The following is an 18,149-nucleotide window of genomic DNA, read 5'->3' as shown; positions in this document are numbered from 1 at the left end:
ACTATCTTTATTGCCCTTGGTAAACTTAATTTAACTCCAGCTTAATTACCCACTATTTTCGTGATAGAACCTATTTTGTTTATAGTTGAAATGGTTAAGCACCTTTCTCGTTTTTATTTCTTTCTTTTCATTCATTTTTGGTTATTAATCACCTGATATTTTAATTCTGCTAATTTCCAGTCAATCTCACTGTCGATATCTTGCACTTCTATATTATCCAGAATTATAGGGAGCAATTTTTCCATATATAATTTATTTTGTTTGAAAAATTCTTCTGTTTTAAAAAAACAAAATTGACCAGCATCATGGTAAGTTTTTTCCAAATCTTGCGACCTTTTATTCATATTTTCTGGCCAATTCATTTTCAAATAGCCTTGCTCTATTTTGAACGATCTTTGTATTGGGAAACTGTACTCTGTCACCGTAATCACTGAATCAACATTGTTTTCTGTTAATAAGTTGTACGCTTGTATCAATTTTTCAGCTTTAACAAAAGGAGCGGTTGCGAGTATTAAACATGAATAATCATAAGTTTCTCCCTTTTCTCTATATTTTTCCAGTACCTCTTTTACAACATCAGTAAGGGTTGCAAAGTCATTTGCTGTTTGTGGACTTCTTAAAAACGGTACTTTTGCTCCATATCTTTTCGCAACTTCAGCTATTTCTTCATCGTCAGTAGAAACCATCACTTCGTCAAAAAGATCACTCTGTATTGCTGCTTCAATCGAGTAAGCTATTATTGGTTTTCCTAGGAAATCTCTTATATTCTTTTTCGGAATTCTTCTACTTCCGCCTCTGGCAGGTATTATTGCTAAGTTTTTCATTTACGAATCTCCTTTACAATCTCTTCTGCAACTCTTTTAGCTCCATTACCGTCGAACATATCGAACAACATTTCAATCATTGAATGTTCCTTTGTTTTTTCATATTCCTTTGATACTATAATTTTTTTAGCATAATTATAATCAATCTCCGGATAGTACCCTAAATTTATTATCCCATATTTTTCTAATTCCTTAGCAATTGCCTTTTGATTATCAGCCAAAACATATATTATTGGGAACTTATCTAATGTCAACACTTCATATATAGTTGAACCAGCAGCGGTTATTATATAATCAGAATCTTTAATGTAATTTTTCAATGTCTTCGGTTTGTATATTAATTCAAAAGATTCATCGTTAAAAACTTCTTTTTCAATTTTTTCAATATATTCTTCTTCGTATAAAGGACCTATTACTAATTTTTTATTTATTTTTACCCCTTTAAACGCCCTAATAAATTGAAGCATGATTTTATTGAAATCAGTTCCACCAGTTGTTATAAGAACACTAATAACATTGGCATCTTTTCCGTTATTTTTTCGTGAATTATCCTCTCGCTTGTTCTTTGCTTTTTTATTTTCCCAATATTCTTTTTTCATAACTAAATATTTAGGACCCAAAAAATGTTCATGTTTATTAGTATAATCTAAAGAAAAAGCGTGTAAATTTCCGTTAATTATTCTATAAGGGATAGAAGAATCATATGCATCATTGTTATCATCAAAAATTATTAATTTACTTATTTTGCTTAAATTTTTCAAATAACCATTATTGGCTAAATAAGAATCAAATATTATTACAGATGGCTTTTGACTTTCGATTATTTGAATATCTTTATTATCAAAAGAATCCGAACTAATGAATTCAAATTTATATTCTTCTATTAGTGTTTTTACTTCTTTGTTTGCAACAAATGAGATTATTATATTGCCCGCCACGTCTCTTATAGCTTGAGCTAAAGAAATACACCTATAAACATGACCTAAACCTATATCTTTTCCACCATTCGTTCTAAATATTATCTTCATTTTTAAACCCTTTCTAATATAACTTCAATTGTCCTTCCAATGTTTTTTTTCGATAAATGCGTATAAAAATCAGATAAATATTCTAAACCTTTTGCTTTAATGATATTTTCTTCAAAATTTAAACGTTTTTTATGAATAATAGAACCTTTTTCACTATCTTTGATGTAATCATCACCATAAAGCAAAAACATTTCTAAAGGATAACTCGAAGTTTGAAAGACTATCTTTAAATTTAATTTTTCAATAAAATTACTAAATGTATTAAAATTCCAATAATTCAAATGATCTGGAAAATGAATCCAATATGGTATCTCATTTTCTAAATGATTATTTACGTGGTATATTATTTGAAGCTCATTAAAATCATTAGGTATTTCAATTAGTAAATATCCATCTTCTTCCAAAAAATTGTTTAAAATATTTTTTATAAAATTGTATGGATGTTTAACGTGTTCTAAAACAAGATTGAGCGATATTAAATTAAATTTTCTTTCAAATAAATTTTCTTTTAATGAAGAATTAATAACTTCATGATTTTTTTTGCATTTAAAGAAGCTTTTTCTGATGGTTCAATTCCATATGTTTTAAATTCATGTTTTTTAAATTCATCTAATAACTCTCCATTTCCACAACCTATATCCAAAATATTATCAATTTTCTTATTTTTAAAATAATTAACTTTTCTAAATAAATTGTGTTTTTTAAGGTTATCTGAATAATCTTTTCTATAAAATGTATCTAATGTTTCGTCATCAGGGTATGGATAAACATGCCAAAATCCACATTCTTCACATTTTATTACTTTAAATTTCTCATTTATTTTATAAAATTCATTGTAATTACACATTTTAAACCTCCGCATGATTAAAGCAATAATTTTATTCTGCTAAAATTTCTATTATTCCTACTTTTCTATTATACAAAAAACAAACTTTTTGATTATTAATTGCGGGTGCTTCGGATAATTCACTGATTAAAACAAATCCTTCGCTTTTTAACATTTCAATATCTTTTAGAATATCTTTTGATTCATAGCATATATGGTAAGGAGTACTTCCACTATTTTTTAGTATATTATCTATGGGAGAATTGTTCCCGTAAGGTTCTATAAGTTCGACTAAATATTCATTGTTTTTTACAAATAATATTTTTACTTTTCTTTCTTCGTCCACCACTTTTTCATTCACTTTTTCAAAGCCTAGTACCTTAAAAAGTTTAAAAGCCTCGTCAATATTTTTTACGGCATATCCAATATGGTGTATCCTCATTCAACGATCAACTCGCCTATTTTTTTTCTATTCGGTTTAATTGTTTTAGTTAATCTATATACCTTTTTATTTTCATTTTTGTATGTAACTTCATAACCTAGTCTTTCAAATAAATTTTCAACCGGCTTGTTCCTTTCTGTTTTAATATAGGTACTTTCAATTTCCTCGAATCCATCTTTAAACCACTGGTCTTCTAAATAAGATATGATCCTATCTTCTATAAACCTTTCCATTACCCTGCAACTCATTATCAATGAATCAATTAATATCTTTTTATCGTCTTTTTTGGCAATCAACAGAAAAACTGTACCATTATCTCCAAATTTATCTTCGACCCTTGACACATAGATTTCATAAGAAGGATCATTCATAAAATCTTGTAATTGCTTTTCAGTGTAACGTTTGGTGGTTAAGTTAAACTGATTAGTTTTATGAATCAATTGATGAGCTCTTTGTAAATTCTCTGGTTTGAGTTTCCATAGGTATATTTTTGTATTTAATTTTTCTAAAAACTCATCAATTGAAGCACTCTTCTTTTTTTCTGTTTCCCTTTTAATATTGTCAAGGTACATCTTGGTTTTCTTTTTGTCTTCTTCTGTCTGATTTATCGTATAAAAGTAATTTTTATAAACATCAATTATGAAATTCTCCAATTCCGAAGTATCTTCTGGAAATTCAGGGACAATTACTTGCGGTAAATTCGATTTAACTTCTTCTCTTTCAAAAGGACTGTCATCTATAAAAACAATTGAATCAAAACCTATATTAAGTTCTTCTGCTATCTCAGAAATATTTTTTGATTTAGGCTGCCAATTGATTTTTTTTATGATGAAATCATCATTTTTTAAAACCATTTCTTTATTTTTTTCAAATACATCCATTGCATAATTCTCTTCATTTTTTGAACATATCGCTAATAAAACACCTAATTCTTTTAGTTCTTTTATCCTTTTTTGAAAGTCTTTATATCTTGCACCTTCTTTAAATTCAGAAAGTTCAATATTTCCAATTCCTATATCTGCAACTACTCCTCCCCAAAGGGTATTATCCAAGTCTAAAACAAGACATTTCTTTCTTGATTTTTCAAGAGCATTAATTATTTTAGTAATCTCTTCAACTATCATATTTTCCCCAAAATTACTAAATTTCATCCCACCTAAGTACCACAATTTCTTAGAATAAAAATTTTTTCTACCTACGTTAGTAATTAACTCTTTTAAATCAAAAATAAAAAAATTGGGATAATCGTTATTCAGTTTATGTAAGTGTTTTAACCAATTATTTTCAATTTCTTGATCTTTTATATTGAAATCTTTAATCGCATGTATACTGTCTTCGTGTACATCGATAGATGATACAAAAAATTTTTTATCTGAATTATCTTTAACTGCTTTTTCAATTATATTTATATAGTTGCTTAATTCCTTTTCCATGTCTTCAATATTTCTAAACAACTCTAGTCCATCTAAAATAATAAATATTATGTCTTCCTCTATATCATTGTTTAATAAGGGTAAATACCAATTGCCGTATCCTGCAGGTTTTTTAATATCTTCAAAAACTCTTTCTAACTTTCTACAAATTCCTTCTTGGGTTACATTTGAATAAACTCCGATTATCATTATAACTCACCTCTTTATAACAAGCATATTATACTTAGCTGTGAAACTTAAAAATGGTGCTATGGGTAACTAAATACTGGTTCTTTCCACTGATTGTTGAATCCTATCCATTATTTCCTAGAAAAAGAACTTTCTTTCTCAGCATCTCAAATTTGTTTCTTCCATACATTATCCTTTTAATAACTTTCAGTTTATTCACAGAACCTTCTGCTAGTCCATTGTTGTATTCATAATATAATAGCATTTCTAACCGCTTGCATATCCCTTTTTAACACCTTCACAAATTTATCTATCTTTCTGATTTTTAAGTTACTTGCTTTTTCTATCCATTCTTCAAGTTTCTCAACGTTCGTTGATTCTAACAGATGTTTAAATTTATTTACGAGGTTTATTATGCTTTCAATCACTTTGAATAAATTCCTAAAATCATTTGTGTTCCATTTATTCACTCTTTATAATATTAAGAATATCTCTTATATTTTTTATTTCAGATATTTTTTCAAAAGGTATTTTAACGTTAAATTTTTCTTCCACTTCTGCAATTATTTGTAAATTAGCTAAGGAATCCCATTCTGAAATTTGATCTTTATTTGTATCTATCTCTATGGATTCTATATTTAATATTTTTTTAACTAATTCTATTAACTTTCTTTCCATTCTGTCACCTCTTCTAAATTTATTTTAAATATTTTTTCTAAAGTTGTTTTTATATTTTGTTTATTACTGACCCAGTCGTTATAATTTATTTCTTGTAATAAATAATTTTCATCGTTAATTTTAATAATTTTTTTATCTTTATACCCGAATTTATTATGTATTTTAATAACTTTGTCATTATTTGTTTTTGTTCTGCACAATATTTTTTTATCATTGTTATTTTTAAAAAATTTGTTATGGATAACATATTCCATTATTATTCCTAAACCTGAATTAAAATCATCTTTTTTAATTAAATATTGTCCATATTCATAATTAATACTGTCAAATTTTTTTAATGAAGCGACTCCAAAAGGTCTTCTATTGAAAAAAAATAAATAGAACATATCTTCTTTAGATAAATTAGTCATAAATTCTTCATGTTCTTTTTTTGAAATAATAGATTTGTTTATCATTTTTTCTCTAACAAACCACTGATTTCTCCATTCTCTGATTTTATTTTTATATTCTGAGTTTAGATTAAAAAAATTTACAAAGTATATTAAGTTATTTGATTCCATTCGAGGGGTTCCCCCTTCTTAATGTCTCTTTTTGCTTTTTTTCCAAGTATATAACTATAATATTTAGGATGCAATCCAAAACCAGGTCTTATGGATTTAATATTCTTTTCTGTAAATTCTTCTCCTACTTTAATATCTTCCACTACAAATATGGATCTTGAATGTTCTTTAGATTTTTTTTGCTTATCAGATAATTCATAATTCACTCTTCCTATTGCTTTTTCTGCATTTCTAACAGCTACAACCATTTGCTTAAATTCATCAGGCTCGAGAGAAAATTTAGCATCTGGTCCACCAAGACTTCTGTCTAAGCAGAAATGTTTTTCGATTATCTTTGCACCCAAAGCGACTGCAGTTATAGGTACTACTATTCCAGGAGTGTGATCAGATAAACCAGCAACCACATTGAATGTTTCTGCCATGTTGGGTATTGTTTTTAAATTTGCTTCTTCAATCGGTGCTGGGTAGGAACTAGTACATTTTAGCAAAGCTATATCGTTTATACCATTTTTTCTTATAGTTTTTATAGCCAGTTCTATATCAGAGATTTCAGCTACACCGTTTGAAAGTATTATTGGTTTACCTTTTTTTGCTATATAGTCGATTAACGGGATGTCATTTATTTCAAAGGACGCTATTTTATATACTGGGACTTCCATATCTTCTAAGAAATCTACCGCCGTTTTGTCAAATGGAGTGGAAAAAAACTCTAATCCTTCTTCTTTAGCGATTTTTTGTAATTTCGGTTGCCATTCCCAAGGCATGTAAGCTTCTTGATATAAATCATAAAGAGTTCTACCGTCCCAAATTGTTCCTTGTTTTATTTTGAAATAATCGTTATCCACGTTTAGTGTCATCGTATCAGGCGTGTAAGTTTGTAATTTGATAGCATCTGCCCCAGCTTTTGCCGCTTCTTTTATGATTTTTACTGCAATATCGAAATTTTTTAAATGATTTGCACTCATCTCTGCTACAATGAAAACAGGAGCTACTCCTCCAACTACTTTGGCTCCTATTTTAAATTCTTTCATTCGAAGACCCCCCCCTTTCTGTTCATAGATTTCTCACTTAGTGATTTCATTTAACGTTTCTATTATGTATTCTTGTTCATAATCGGCTAGTTTAGGAAATATAGGTATAGATATTTCTCTTTCGTAAAACTCTTCAGCTTTTGGATAATCCCCATATTGGTAGCCAAAATTTGTTCTATAATAAGGTTGTGTATGGACAGGGATATAATGAACTTGAACGTAAATGTCTTTTTCTCTCAGCTTATGAAATATCTCACTTCTTGCTTCTTTGGGGACTAAAATTGGATATAAGTGGTAAACATGTTTGGAGTTTTCACTTTTTGGCGGTATTTCAATATTCGGATTATTTTTAAACGCTGTATCATATTTTTGAGCTATTTCTAACCTTCTTTTTATAAATTTTTCGAGTTTTTTCAATTGACTTCTTCCAAGGGAGCATTGTATATCAGTAATGCGATAGTTGTACCCTAAAACTTGCATTTCATAATACCAAGGTCCAGGATTTTGAGACATATTTTCTTTGGTTATTCCATGAGTTCTAAATATCTTTAGCTTTTCATAATATTCTTTATTATCGGTTGTTATTATTCCCCCTTCACCTGTTGTTATATGTTTAACAGGATGAAACGAAAACATAGTCATATCTGCTTGTGTCCCAACTTTGATTCCATTTCTTTCTGCGCCCAGCGCATGGGCTGCATCCTCAATAACAACCAAATTATATTTTTTAGCTATATCGTTGATCTTTGTTATATCAACAGGATACCCCGCGTAGTCGACTGGTACTATAGCTTTCGTTTTTTGAGTAATTTTTTCTTCAATTTTGTTTATGTCAATACAATAAGTGCTCTCATCGATATCAACAAATACAGGTTTAGCGTCAAGATATAATCCAGCGTTTGTGGAAGCAACAAAGGTTATGGGTGAAGAAATTATTTCATCGCCTTCTTTTACTCCTGCTGCAAACATTGCTCCGTGCAATGCAGAAGTCCCTGAGTTAAAAGCTACTGCATATTTTGCTCCCACATAAGTGGCTATTTCTTCTTCGAATTTTTCAACTTGAGGACCTTGAGTTAACCAATCTCCTCTTAGTACATTCTCAATTTCTTTAATATCTTCTTCATCTATCCATTGCCTCCCATATGGTATTCCCATTTTCATCATCCCTTTATTATTCTAAGTCTAATTTCTTTATTCTTTCTCTTAAGTCATCCACTGATAACCATTGTTTGTTGGTACCAGAATTGTATTCAAAATCTTTTTCCACAGGTTTCCCACCGTTTGTAAAGTGAGTATCTACACTCCACCAGTTAAAATGAGGATAGATAATGTAGTGTTTTTCATACTCATATGTAAATCTCGCATCATCCTTGCTAATCATCACTTCGTGTATTTTTTCTCCCTCTCTAATCCCCACTTCTTTCAATTTACAATCTTCTTTCAGCGCCTTAGCCAAATCAATTATTCTGAAAGATGGAAGTTTGGCAACGTAGACTTCTCCACCCTTTGACTCTTCCAAAGCCTTGAATACCAATTTTACACCTTGGTCTAAAGTTATCCAAAACCTCGTCATTCGAAAATCGGTTATGGGTAATTCATCAGTTCCATTTTCTATTAAACTTTTAAAAAACGGAATCACTGATCCTCTACTACCCGCAACGTTTCCATACCTTACGACAGAAAATATAGGTCCTTTTCCTCCGGAATAGGCATTCGCAGCGGTAAATAGTTTATCTGAAACTAACTTCGTTCCACCGTATAAATTAATAGGATTCACGGCTTTATCTGTGGACAAAGCTACTACTTTTTTTACTCCTCTGTCCAATGCAGCATCTATCACGTTTTGCGCACCGTTTATGTTTGTTTTGATCGCTTCAAATGGATTGTATTCGCAGGAAGGTACCTGTTTTAACGCCGCTGCGTGTATTACTATATCTACTCCATTGAATGCTCTATATAATCTGTCTTTATCTCTTACGTCTCCAATGAAAAATCTAAGTTTTGAAAATTGTTCCTTGGTCAATTCGTTCGAAAATTTCTGCCTTACTAAACTTTGTTTGTATTCGTCTCTTGAGTATATTATAACTTTTTTTGGTTCATAATTTGCAAATATCATTTCTATGAATTTTTTCCCAAAGCTCCCTGTTCCACCTGTAATGAGTATAGTTTTACCGTTTAACATTTAAATTACCCTCCAATTTTTAGATATTCAAATTAATTTCTTCTTTCAAGAATTTTATGTAGTTTTCTTTCCAATTTCTATTAAAAAAATAATCGATATTTACAGAATGATTTTTAGCGGAATATTTATTTTTTATCTTATCTAATAAATCATCTACATTTCTAAACCTCATTCCAATCTCTATGGGAATGTAAATTTGAGATAATGAATCATCGTATACAAATATTTTTTTATCAAAGCCATAAGCCTCAAATAAAGATGTAGAAGTATGACCTATTATATACTCACTTTTTTTTATTAGTTTATAAATATCTGTACCTGTTTCCACAAATATGTTATTATAACTTTCAAAGTGCATATCGTATTTTTCCTTAAAACGCCACTCACCAGGATGCAATTTGAATATTATTTTAAAATTTTTTAATTTTTGGGATAACTCAGAAGCTATTTCAATAAAAAAAGATGCGATATTTGGCTGAGACACTATTAAAATTGTATTTTTTCTTCTTTAATGTCTTTATATATGTTTGTATTATTCTTTTTATGTTTTGTTTTATCAGCAATATTCTTCTATAGTATATTTTCATATACCCTATTGTCTTTTTACTCTTTTTTTTGAATCTTTCTGGGGTTAGTATGTACCTGAAACTCTTGTTGTTTAACCTTTCTAATTTAACAAACCCTTTTTTGATGAATTTTTTTAAAAGTCTGTTTACCATTCCCAAGGATAACCCTGTTTTTTCAGAAAGGCCTCTTTGAGTTATATTAGAGTTCTTTTCCAATTCTTCTAATATAAGTATCTCATTATCTTGCATAATATTCAACACCTTCGTTCAATTTTTGAACAATATATAAAGATAATAGTAACTATTTTGGTATTTGTCAATCATTCCTAGTTGAAATTTGGCTCCCAGAATTTTGTTGAGAACGGTACAGTAAAAAGACAAGAATTTCCGATAATTCTTCAAAAGTCTCAGGAATAAAAAACTTGTTTTTGGCTTTATAGCTTTCTTTTACTTTGTGAGCTATATTGAAGATTCTTTCATTATGCCCCAGCATTGATAAATCAACCAGTTTATATAATAGTATCACATATGGTTCTTCGTCAAACATTATTTTTGGATTTAAGCAAGCTGATGAAAATACTGATATTAATATTTTATCTTTCACTTCATTATTCGCAACTACAAGTTCAAAGGGTACTCGAGTTTGAATGACGCTTACTTTATTTCCAAATTTATTTTTATCAGTTCTAGGATGCAATTTAATATTCAACCGAAATTTAGGGGATAATTTTGCGTTGATAAAATCAACTAACTTTAATACGGTTGCATTTATTGATTGAAATTGAAGCGGTTGGTCAAAGTAAAATACTTTTTGTTCCCATTCTGTGTTATCTGTATTTTTGTATTCAAAGACATTGTTGAAAATTTGAACAATTTCATTATTATTTCTATCAATAAATGGAAGTTTTTTTAACTCTATATTTTCTCCAGATTCTTCCATGAAATCTGGCCTATAAATATAAGCCTTTTGATAATTTTTAAAAGTTTTTCCTCCAAAAATAAAATTAGTAAACATTCTTCTTAATAAACTATATTTGTGTAAAAAATACGTATATGCAAAAATACCTTCTTCTAACATATTTAGTCTTACGGAAGGATTATTTTTCTTTATGAGGTAATATATTATCTCAGAAGGAATGTCTGGATAACATACAAAAAACTCTTCATATTTTTTCTTAAAGCCAGTAGATTGTTTGAGTAATTCATTTTTTCTTAAATAATGGTTAGCGGTTTTTAAATATCTTATCCACTTAATTTCACTATTACCTCCACTCATATTTCTCGATTTTAAAAAGAATAACTCATTAAAAAATTGGAATTTTTTAAGCTCTTCATAATAAATTACATTGTCTTTGCTATGATCTAAAATAATTAAATCAACCGCTTTATTTTTTAAAAGGGTAAGCTTTAAATTTAAAGCGTTCATAATTTGTATCGGTGTACTACAAACAATTAAAATCAAAATTTTTCCTCCTTTTTGATGAAATTAAATTTTAGGCATTCAGACTGATGCTTAGACAATTAGAAAAACTCAGCTACAGCATTTCTTCAATAGAGAATTAGATCCAACAGTCAGTGCTAATACTATTGCTAATCGAATACTACTTCTATCCATTGAGTATTGATCTCTATCTACTCCTCCTAAGAATAAGAACTTTCTGTCTCAGCATCTCAAATTTGTTTCTTCCATACATTATCCTTTTAATAACTTTTAGTCTATTCATGGAATCTTCTGTTAAAAATAACTGTGTCATTTCGTGATAAAAAACCAGACGACCCCTTTATTCTCCCTTTAAAGAAAAGAACTTTTTGATTTTCAAAATATTAGCTTTTCTCTCCACTCCTCAGTTTCTCCGATTTTTCTAAAAGTTGCAAAATTATTTAATCATATGTTTATCCTTCATTTTTTTCTTCCCACACTTTTTGGAGGAGATCCAAGTTATTTAATCCTTTGTTATATACAAAATAAAATAACCTGGGAAAATAAATTAAGATACTAGCTTTCAACTTTTCTTTCCAACTTTTGGGTTGGTAATTAAGTAGAGTCTCTTTGACTTTTGAGTTCTTAATAACTTTTAATAAGATCGTTTTATTCTCTGGATTTTTGCTTTTAGAAATTTTGGCAAGGGAGGTGATATAAGCTAGGGGTATTCTTTTGTACTTTATTAAAAATAACAATTCATCCTCAGCACAATTTTTTTCTAAGTATCTTAGAACTCTTTTCATAGCTCCAACAAAGTGAAATGCTCTTACAGTACTTTCTTGGCTTGCAGAAGATTTTCTCTTGACATAAAACGTTAAAGTCTCAGGAATGCTAATTACTAATCTAGAATGAAATAAAGCTTTTATCGAAAATTCCACATCTTCCCCATCAGTACATTTTTTTGTAAATATTAAATTATTGTTGATCAATAACTTTTTTTTGAAAATAATACTACTTATTATTGGCTGAAAATCTTTTTGCAAAATTATTTTTAGAAAATCTTTACCATTTAAAGGTTTTCCTAAAGACTCGTCCCATTGCCAGGGTTTGTATAAAATCTTTTCGTTTTCTGAAATTCTAATATAATTACAAACAACCATATCATAATCATTTTCCTTGGCTTTACTAAACATTTTTTCAAGGAAAAAAGCATCATAATAATCATCGCCATCAAGAAAGCAAACATATTCTCCATTTGCTTGAATTAACCCGTTATTTCTTGCCACACTGACACCTTGATTTTGTTGTTTTAACAGTTTCCATGGAAAATCAGCATTTCTTAAAACCAAATTTATTTTGTTTTCAGTATTATCTGTAGAACCATCATTAACAATAATTACTTCAAAATCTTTAAATGTCTGAAGAGTTAAACTTTTTAAAGTCTTTTCTATGTAATTCTCAACATTATACGCAGGTATAATCACAGATATTTTTGCCATAATAAAGCCCCTTATATAAAAAATTTTCACGTTAGAACTTTAGCTTACTTTTAGAGGTAGTCGTATTTGCTATTCCCTTCCTTTAAATACTATCCATCTAAAATTCACTCTTCAACCCTTCAAGTTTTGTTTTATCTTCAACATTACAGTATAAGACAGCGTTTGTACTTTTTATTTCTTCCATATGTTTGTATTATTCTTTCTATGCTTTGCTTTATCAGCAACGTTCTTCTGTAGTATATTTTCATATACTCAATTGCTTTTTTACTCTTTTCATACTAAGTAATTAAACTGGAATTAAATTCACTAACGAGAATAAAGACTGAAGAATTTGGTTAACTCTTTTTTGGGCTGGTATCAATGCTCATGTATTTTAAGATTTTTATCATTTAACAATATCTTATATTGCTCAATATACTCAACAACCATTTTTTCTATATTGTAAGAATTTGCTCTTAGTTGACATTTTTTGGCAATTTCGCTATATTTTAGTGGATCGTTGATAAGTTGATTTATTTTATTAGCTAATTCTTCACTATTGCCTTTTGAAAACAGAATGCCATAATTATCAATAACTTCATTAATACCTGGAACGTTGCTCCCTATTAAAGGTTTTCCGGCAGCCATTCCTTCAACTGCCGATAAAGGAAGTCCTTCCCAATTAGAAGACAAAACAACAATATCTACGGTTTTTAATATTCTAGGTACATCCTCTCTAAACCCTAAAAAGTGGACTCTATCTTCTAATTTCATCTGCCTCACTAACCCTTCATTTTTTTCTTTTAAAGGGCCTTCTCCAACCAATAATAGATGAACATTGGATGGTATATATTTCATTGCTTTTATCAATGTGGGTTGATCTTTAGCTTCTGAAAATCTACCTACCATACAAATAAGCTTCGTATCTTCGTCGAACTTTGTATTAATTTCACATTTAAGATAGGGTTTTGCCTCTTTGAACTTTTTTAAATCTATTCCATTTTCGATAATTATGAATCGATTGTTATTTTTTGTTTTTAACCATTCGATAAGATTATTTTGAGCTTGATGACTTATAGCAATTATTTTATCATAACTAGAATATACAAATTTCTCTATTATTCTAAAATATCCTTTCTCTCTTCTTGCATTGTGTGTGCTGTGCTCAGTGAGAACAAATTTAGGTTTGTTTTTAAATATTAGTTTTGAAGCAAAAGAAGCCCAATAAAAAGAAGGAAATAAGTGAACATGCACAATATCGTATTGACCTATTTTGATATATTTTCTAATATAATAAATATTTAAAAGATTATAGATTTTATTCGTTGGGACAATTTCTATTTGAATACCGTACTTAGTCAAACTTTTATCAAACATATTATTTTTATCAGTTAATAAAAGTAAATCTACTTTAACTCCATCTGTATTGTTCATCAAGGGTAATAAATCTTCGATTAATTTTTCCGCCCCTCCTGATCCTAAGCTATTAATGATATGAAGTATTTTCATCAGTTTATCCCCTAATTACGGAAGTTTCTAAATTTTCTTAGAGAAAAATAAACAAATTTTAGAATTCTGTCGTATATATTGAATTTTCTATCTTTCAGATTTATTTCTTCAAAAGTTATAAATTTGTTTATATTTTTAGTTAAAAAAAGATCCAGTTTATCGAAATCTTTAGCTTTCATTTCATTGGGGTGATAACAAAAAGTAACTATCTTTAATGGTAAGTTTCTAACACTACCGGCTTGTTGAGGGATAAAGTAAAATTCATTAAATTTATAAATATCATTGGCTATAGTATCATTAATTATTCTTATTTTACTTTCTAACTGTATCGCTTTCAAAGTATTTAAATCGAAAGTATGAAAAGGGGCAAAAAATATTTTAGATTCTATCCCTTTTTCGTTAAAAATTTTAACCCCTTTTCTTATTTTTTCTCTTTGCAGTTCTAGAGGTAAGCCCGCAAATTCAGACTTCTTATTTATCGGATTCATTCCTCCTATATTGGTTTCGAGGATATGATTGTATCCATGAAGTGCAATTGCCCATCCCTTATTTTGCCATTCTATGACTTTTCCCCAAAAATTTTCATCTTTTTGGTATTTTTTTAAAAAACTTTCATCCTTATTGTTTGGAATGACTCCTACAATTGGTTTGATGTTATGTTTATCCAACAAGTTTTCAATTTTTTGCCAGCTATCTGTATTTCTATATTCGCTTGCATCATCAAGCCGCAGCAAGAACATTTTTTCACCCCACATTTTTTGATATTTTGAGTAAAAAACAATATAGAAAAGAATAATAACGATACATTTCGACTATATTTCCGCCGAAGCTTTTTTGAAATTGTTTATTCCTATCAAATCGTCATTGTCAGATTTGGTGATGCCTCCAAGGTCATATGTTTTGTAGTTCAAATTTTTGAAAAATATCATGTCTCTATAATGTAAATACCTATTTGCTACTCCTATCTCTGAGTTTTTCAAATGACAGACAGTATTCCTTGCTGAATATAATAATCTTGCTATCTCCTCATCACACAAATACAAATGTACAGAACTTATTTCATTGTTTGAAATAGAGGCAGATATTAAAAGATGATTTTTAAAAGAGCTCAATTTATCTTTTGTTATTTTATTTAATCCCTTTGACTCTGCGAAAGCATTATAAATTTTTAAGAAGTTTTTTTCATTATAATTATATATAACATTTACTCCGTCCCTTTCAGCTCGCCTTATTTCATATTTCGTTTCTTTAGAGAAACCGCTATATAATTCATCTATACTTTTAGTAAGATCAATCCTAATTGTATAAAATTTTTCCCTAATAAAAAATAACTTCCTTCTGCGATAATTTGTTTGTAGGTAAGATACTATTTTTAAAGAATCAATAAAAGATATCTTATCATAAAACCATTTTTGAGAATAACTTAAACCTTTGACTTTTTTTTAACTTTAATCATCTACTTGATTCCTTAGGTGAGAATCTTTGTGTAAATTTTAGTTCTTAATTTCAAAAAAATTAAATTGTTTTCTAAATTCTATAAAACAACTAAAAAAGGCAAATCTTTGATAAATTTTAATTATATTTGCTTTTATTTTTGCTGCAATAAAGATATATAATCAATGTTTATAAGAATTCAATTGAATTTATTAATTAGTAATACCCCTTATACCACTCGACAAATCGTTCAATTTCCTCATTAGGTTATAAAAATACTCCTTAAAAACCTAAAAACTTTTGAATTGTAAAAGAAATTATAAGAAGATAGTGAAATAATTATGGGAATAAACTTTGCTCTATGCCTTATTGCAGCCCCAACATTATTCACACCTAGTGAAGTTGTTAGTAATGTTAGTATTAGAAAAAAAGTCATGATTTTTACCACATCTTTATTTCGGTCATATTTTTTGAATTTAAATATATTCCAAAATAAAATGATAAGGATTAGTGCATCGATCAAACCGAATATATCAGCAGCTGAATAAACATCCCATATAAATGGTGAAAAAACAAAATATAAAAATCTAATGGGTAAAACTAAAATAATTCCAATTAAAGAATCCTGTATTAAAAAGGCTGGGAAAGCTGTTCTCCCCCTTTGATATGCAATTTGCGTTGTTATTAAAGCTTCTGTTGGATCTTCAGAAGTTAAGAAACCAATAATTTTGTCAGTTCCCACCCCGCTTATGATCATAAAAGCAATAACAATTGTTCCAAAAAATACTAAAGTAATTCTCCTCATGGGTAATTTCATTTTTTTTAAAAATTTGAATACTTCGAAAATTAAGACTAAGAAAGCTGAAATTATTAGAAAAAATCCAGCAGTATGAAATAAAGATGAAAGTAAAAAAAGAATAATAGTCAATAAGAATGTGCTTATATTATTCTCTTTTAACCATTTTACAAAAAATATTGTTCCTGCACTAGCAAAATAAGTGAAAAAGGCTTCTCTTAGAGTTATTGCGGAATATAATGCCAAAGTCGGATATATTGAAGTGATTAAAACAGCTGTGGAACTCACACGTTCATCATTATATAATATTTTAGTTATCTTATATACGTTGAATACTATTAAAATACCAAGTAAAACATTTAAAGATTGCATAAACAAGGGGCTTCGAACACCAAATAGGGAATAAAAACTACCTATTATCCAAGAATAGAAACGAGCACCAAAAGTGAAGGTTTGAATTAAATCCCCTTGAGAAGCCATCTCCCATGCAACTGCCTCAAATCCAACAGCATCTGCTGTAGAATCTGGCAAGGGGAAAGCATAAAACTGTATTAAAGCAAGAGTAAACCTAACAATAAAAGCAATTATTAAGGCTACTTTGATTGAAGGATTTTTAGCCCCAATTATTAGGGTGATAATTAAAATCCCTAAAAAAGATACAAAACCAATACCTTCTTCTATTGGAAAAGAAAGAATTACCATTCCTACAATTGTTATAAACAAAACTATTAATAAATTTTCTGTTATATTTACTTTTGCTTTAGCTGCAATCAAGATTTTTCACCCTTTAAAAAATATATATAATGGAAGTTTATAACAATTTAATTGATTTTTTCACTTAATGATACTCCTTATACCACTCAACAAATCTTTCTATTCCGTCCTTTAAACTGGTACTTGGTTTAAATCCAAAGTCTTTTAATAAATCATCGATTTCTGCGTAGGTTTCAGGTACATCTCCGTCTTGTATAGGCAAAAATTCTTTTTTTGCCTTTTTCTCTAATTTTTCTTCTAATGTTTCGATAAATTTCATCAATTCTACTGGGTTATTGTTCCCAATGTTGTATACTTTGTAAGGAGCGCTACTAGTTCCTGGATCTGGGTTTGTTTTATCCCAATTAGGATTTGGTTGCGGTGGGTTGTTTAATACCCTTACTACTCCTTCAATTATATCGTCAATGTATGTGAAGTCTCTTTTCATTTTACCATAATTGAATACTTTTATGGGTTTGTCATTAAGAATAGCTTCAGTGAATAAGAATAATGCCATATCAGGTCTTCCCCATGGGCCATAAACAGTGAAGAATCTCAAGCCTGTTGTTGGTAATCCATATAAATGACTGTAAGTGTGTGCCATCAATTCATTAGACTTTTTAGTTGCAGCATACAAGCTTAAGGGATGATCTACATTATCATGAACCGAAAAAGGCATTTTTACATTCAATCCGTAGACTGAACTCGATGAAGCATACACTAAATGTTCTACCTTGTAATGTCTACACATTTCTAATATGTTGAGAAAACCAACAATGTTGGATTGAATATAAACGTCAGGATTTTGTAGAGAGTACCTTACCCCCGCTTGCGCTGCTAGATTAACAACGATATCTATTTTATTTTCTTTGAATATTTCTTCTAATTTTTCTTTGCCTTTTAAATCTACATATTTAAATTTGAATTGCTCATGTTGTTTTAAAATATGGTTCTCTTCCAAAAAGTGTGGGTAGAAAAAATGAAATATGAACAAATGATTAAATAATCTGGTATCATG

The 18,149-nt window shown here is 28.9% G+C and carries 22 protein-coding genes; all 22 read right to left on the bottom strand.

The genetic code is table 11. The features are described 5' to 3' along the window. Positions 1 to 131: 131 nt before the first annotated feature. Entirely contained in the window at positions 132 to 824 is a 693-nt protein-coding gene (gene pseF / locus ACW9JY_RS09665) for a pseudaminic acid cytidylyltransferase (RefSeq protein WP_457284212.1), read from the bottom strand. Continuing rightward, positions 821 to 1,852: a PseG/SpsG family protein gene (locus tag ACW9JY_RS09660; RefSeq protein WP_457284211.1), complete on the bottom strand. Its 1,032-nt coding sequence runs from the start codon at positions 1,850 to 1,852 to the stop codon at positions 821 to 823. Before ACW9JY_RS09660 ends, pseF begins: the two co-directional genes overlap by 4 nt. 2 nt (positions 1,853 to 1,854) lie before the next feature. Further along, positions 1,855 to 2,376, bottom strand: a complete 522-nt coding sequence (locus ACW9JY_RS09655; protein ID WP_457284213.1) for a methyltransferase domain-containing protein — start codon at positions 2,374 to 2,376, stop codon at positions 1,855 to 1,857. After that, positions 2,361 to 2,699: a methyltransferase domain-containing protein gene (locus ACW9JY_RS09650; protein WP_457284210.1), complete on the bottom strand. Its 339-nt coding sequence runs from the start codon at positions 2,697 to 2,699 to the stop codon at positions 2,361 to 2,363. The genes ACW9JY_RS09655 and ACW9JY_RS09650 overlap by 16 nt, the downstream gene beginning before the upstream one ends. A 31-nt stretch (positions 2,700 to 2,730) precedes the next feature. Continuing rightward, the gene (locus ACW9JY_RS09645) at positions 2,731 to 3,120 is read right to left on the bottom strand and encodes a VOC family protein (RefSeq protein ID WP_457284209.1); all 390 of its coding nucleotides are present in this window, start codon (positions 3,118 to 3,120) and stop codon (positions 2,731 to 2,733) included. Next, positions 3,117 to 4,742: an HAD-IIIC family phosphatase gene (locus tag ACW9JY_RS09640; protein WP_457284208.1), complete on the bottom strand. Its 1,626-nt coding sequence runs from the start codon at positions 4,740 to 4,742 to the stop codon at positions 3,117 to 3,119. Before ACW9JY_RS09640 ends, ACW9JY_RS09645 begins: the two co-directional genes overlap by 4 nt. A gap of 103 nt (positions 4,743 to 4,845) precedes the next feature. Continuing rightward, complete coding sequence (locus ACW9JY_RS09635; RefSeq protein ID WP_457284207.1) at positions 4,846 to 4,986, bottom strand: hypothetical protein; 141 nt, start codon at positions 4,984 to 4,986, stop codon at positions 4,846 to 4,848. After that, positions 4,970 to 5,191: a hypothetical protein gene (locus ACW9JY_RS09630; protein ID WP_457284206.1), complete on the bottom strand. Its 222-nt coding sequence runs from the start codon at positions 5,189 to 5,191 to the stop codon at positions 4,970 to 4,972. Before ACW9JY_RS09630 ends, ACW9JY_RS09635 begins: the two co-directional genes overlap by 17 nt. After that, complete coding sequence (locus tag ACW9JY_RS09625) at positions 5,184 to 5,399, bottom strand: acyl carrier protein (protein WP_457284205.1); 216 nt, start codon at positions 5,397 to 5,399, stop codon at positions 5,184 to 5,186. Before ACW9JY_RS09625 ends, ACW9JY_RS09630 begins: the two co-directional genes overlap by 8 nt. Next, positions 5,384 to 5,959 carry a UDP-4-amino-4,6-dideoxy-N-acetyl-beta-L-altrosamine N-acetyltransferase gene (locus ACW9JY_RS09620; protein ID WP_457284204.1) on the bottom strand — a complete coding sequence of 192 codons (576 nt, stop codon included), beginning with the start codon at positions 5,957 to 5,959 and terminating at the stop codon, positions 5,384 to 5,386. Before ACW9JY_RS09620 ends, ACW9JY_RS09625 begins: the two co-directional genes overlap by 16 nt. Further along, entirely contained in the window at positions 5,941 to 6,990 is a 1,050-nt protein-coding gene (pseI, locus tag ACW9JY_RS09615; protein ID WP_457284203.1) for a pseudaminic acid synthase, read from the bottom strand. Before pseI ends, ACW9JY_RS09620 begins: the two co-directional genes overlap by 19 nt. Positions 6,991 to 7,023: 33 nt before the next feature. Beyond that, positions 7,024 to 8,145 (bottom strand): UDP-4-amino-4,6-dideoxy-N-acetyl-beta-L-altrosamine transaminase, encoded by a 1,122-nt coding sequence (pseC, locus tag ACW9JY_RS09610; RefSeq protein ID WP_457284202.1) that lies wholly within the window; start codon positions 8,143 to 8,145, stop codon positions 7,024 to 7,026. Between the two features lie 16 nt (positions 8,146 to 8,161). Beyond that, on the bottom strand, positions 8,162 to 9,172 hold the full coding sequence (gene pseB / locus ACW9JY_RS09605; protein WP_457284201.1) for a UDP-N-acetylglucosamine 4,6-dehydratase (inverting): 1,011 nt from the start codon (positions 9,170 to 9,172) through the stop codon (positions 8,162 to 8,164). A gap of 19 nt (positions 9,173 to 9,191) precedes the next feature. Beyond that, the gene (locus ACW9JY_RS09600) at positions 9,192 to 9,656 is read right to left on the bottom strand and encodes a hypothetical protein (RefSeq protein WP_457284200.1); all 465 of its coding nucleotides are present in this window, start codon (positions 9,654 to 9,656) and stop codon (positions 9,192 to 9,194) included. After that, entirely contained in the window at positions 9,622 to 9,987 is a 366-nt protein-coding gene (locus tag ACW9JY_RS09595; protein ID WP_457284199.1) for a winged helix-turn-helix transcriptional regulator, read from the bottom strand. The genes ACW9JY_RS09600 and ACW9JY_RS09595 overlap by 35 nt, the downstream gene beginning before the upstream one ends. A 67-nt stretch (positions 9,988 to 10,054) precedes the next feature. Further along, complete coding sequence (locus ACW9JY_RS09590; RefSeq protein ID WP_457284198.1) at positions 10,055 to 11,200, bottom strand: hypothetical protein; 1,146 nt, start codon at positions 11,198 to 11,200, stop codon at positions 10,055 to 10,057. Between the two features lie 431 nt (positions 11,201 to 11,631). Further along, a complete protein-coding gene (locus ACW9JY_RS09585) occupies positions 11,632 to 12,660 on the bottom strand; it encodes a glycosyltransferase family 2 protein (RefSeq protein WP_457284197.1) in 1,029 nt (342 codons plus the stop codon). Between the two features lie 357 nt (positions 12,661 to 13,017). After that, positions 13,018 to 14,148 (bottom strand): glycosyltransferase, encoded by a 1,131-nt coding sequence (locus ACW9JY_RS09580; protein ID WP_457284196.1) that lies wholly within the window; start codon positions 14,146 to 14,148, stop codon positions 13,018 to 13,020. An 11-nt stretch (positions 14,149 to 14,159) separates the two neighbouring features. Then, the gene (locus ACW9JY_RS09575) at positions 14,160 to 14,888 is read right to left on the bottom strand and encodes a DUF2334 domain-containing protein (RefSeq protein WP_457284195.1); all 729 of its coding nucleotides are present in this window, start codon (positions 14,886 to 14,888) and stop codon (positions 14,160 to 14,162) included. Between the two features lie 72 nt (positions 14,889 to 14,960). Continuing rightward, positions 14,961 to 15,260, bottom strand: a complete 300-nt coding sequence (locus ACW9JY_RS09570; protein WP_457284194.1) for a hypothetical protein — start codon at positions 15,258 to 15,260, stop codon at positions 14,961 to 14,963. A 584-nt stretch (positions 15,261 to 15,844) separates the two neighbouring features. Next, positions 15,845 to 17,152 carry a glycosyltransferase family 39 protein gene (locus ACW9JY_RS09565; RefSeq protein ID WP_457284193.1) on the bottom strand — a complete coding sequence of 436 codons (1,308 nt, stop codon included), beginning with the start codon at positions 17,150 to 17,152 and terminating at the stop codon, positions 15,845 to 15,847. 64 nt (positions 17,153 to 17,216) lie between these two features. Continuing rightward, positions 17,217 to 18,149 (bottom strand): NAD-dependent epimerase/dehydratase family protein (locus ACW9JY_RS09560; RefSeq protein ID WP_457284192.1); only part of this gene is annotated, 933 nt, incomplete at its 5' end.

The sequence above is a fragment of the Petrotoga sp. DB-2 genome, assembly GCF_054051725.1.
The sequence above is the reverse complement of the archived record's forward strand: the minus strand, read 5'-3'. Positions and strand labels throughout refer to the sequence as shown.

Bases quoted from the DNA above. Each gene is read 5' to 3' on its own strand.
- pseF (WP_457284212.1), bottom strand. From the start codon at position 824: ATGAAAAACTTAGCAATAATACCTGCCAGAGGCGGAAGTAGAAGAATT.
- ACW9JY_RS09660 (WP_457284211.1), bottom strand. From the start codon at position 1,852: ATGAAGATAATATTTAGAACGAATGGTGGAAAAGATATAGGTTTAGGT.
- ACW9JY_RS09650 (WP_457284210.1), bottom strand. From the start codon at position 2,699: ATGTGTAATTACAATGAATTTTATAAAATAAATGAGAAATTTAAAGTA.
- ACW9JY_RS09645 (WP_457284209.1), bottom strand. From the start codon at position 3,120: ATGAGGATACACCATATTGGATATGCCGTAAAAAATATTGACGAGGCT.
- ACW9JY_RS09640 (WP_457284208.1), bottom strand. From the start codon at position 4,742: ATGATAATCGGAGTTTATTCAAATGTAACCCAAGAAGGAATTTGTAGA.
- ACW9JY_RS09635 (WP_457284207.1), bottom strand. From the start codon at position 4,986: ATGCTATTATATTATGAATACAACAATGGACTAGCAGAAGGTTCTGTG.
- ACW9JY_RS09625 (WP_457284205.1), bottom strand. From the start codon at position 5,399: ATGGAAAGAAAGTTAATAGAATTAGTTAAAAAAATATTAAATATAGAA.
- ACW9JY_RS09620 (WP_457284204.1), bottom strand. From the start codon at position 5,959: ATGGAATCAAATAACTTAATATACTTTGTAAATTTTTTTAATCTAAAC.
- pseI (WP_457284203.1), bottom strand. From the start codon at position 6,990: ATGAAAGAATTTAAAATAGGAGCCAAAGTAGTTGGAGGAGTAGCTCCT.
- pseC (WP_457284202.1), bottom strand. From the start codon at position 8,145: ATGGGAATACCATATGGGAGGCAATGGATAGATGAAGAAGATATTAAA.
- pseB (WP_457284201.1), bottom strand. From the start codon at position 9,172: ATGTTAAACGGTAAAACTATACTCATTACAGGTGGAACAGGGAGCTTT.
- ACW9JY_RS09595 (WP_457284199.1), bottom strand. From the start codon at position 9,987: ATGCAAGATAATGAGATACTTATATTAGAAGAATTGGAAAAGAACTCT.
- ACW9JY_RS09585 (WP_457284197.1), bottom strand. From the start codon at position 12,660: ATGGCAAAAATATCTGTGATTATACCTGCGTATAATGTTGAGAATTAC.
- ACW9JY_RS09580 (WP_457284196.1), bottom strand. From the start codon at position 14,148: ATGAAAATACTTCATATCATTAATAGCTTAGGATCAGGAGGGGCGGAA.
- ACW9JY_RS09575 (WP_457284195.1), bottom strand. From the start codon at position 14,888: ATGTTCTTGCTGCGGCTTGATGATGCAAGCGAATATAGAAATACAGAT.